The 595-nt window shown below is 54.6% G+C and carries 1 pseudogene; it reads left to right on the forward strand.

The window, feature by feature from the left end:
• Window positions 1–579 (forward strand): annotated as a pseudogene (locus ACKLKD_RS27970) (IS1 family transposase); the annotation flags it as partial.
• Window positions 580–595 lie beyond the last annotated feature (16 nt).

Below are 595 nucleotides of genomic sequence, written 5' to 3' on the forward strand. Positions count from 1 at the left end.
GCTACAGTTCACTTACACCGCCTCTCAGCCCGGTACGCACCAGACAATCATTGATATGGCCATGAATGGCGTTGGATGCCGGGCAACCGCCCGCATTATGGGCGTTGGCCTCAACACGATTTTACGTCACTTAAAAAACTCAGGCCGCAGTCGGTAACCTCGCGCGTACAGCCGGGCAGTGACGTCATCGTCTGCGCGGAAATGGACGAACAGTGGGGCTACGTCGGGGCTAAATCGCGCCAGCGCTGGCTGTTTTACGCGTATGTCAGGCTCCGGAAGACGGTTGTTGCGCACGTATTCGGTGAACGAACTATGGCGACGCTGGGGCGTCTTATGAGCCTGCTGTCACCCTTTGACGTGGTGATATGGATGACGGATGGCTGGCCGCTGTATGAATCCCGCCTGAAGGGAAAGCTGCACGTAATCAGCAAGCGATATACGCAGCGAATTGAGCGGCATAACCTGAATCTGAGGCAGCACCTGGCACGGCTGGGACGGAAGTCGCTGTCGTTCTCAAAATCGGTGGAGCTGCATGACAAGGTCATCGGGCATTATCTGAACATAAAACACTATCAATAATTTTGAGTCATTACCC

Source organism: Klebsiella sp. 10982 (assembly GCF_048589245.1).
GTDB lineage: Bacteria > Pseudomonadota > Gammaproteobacteria > Enterobacterales > Enterobacteriaceae > Klebsiella > Klebsiella quasivariicola.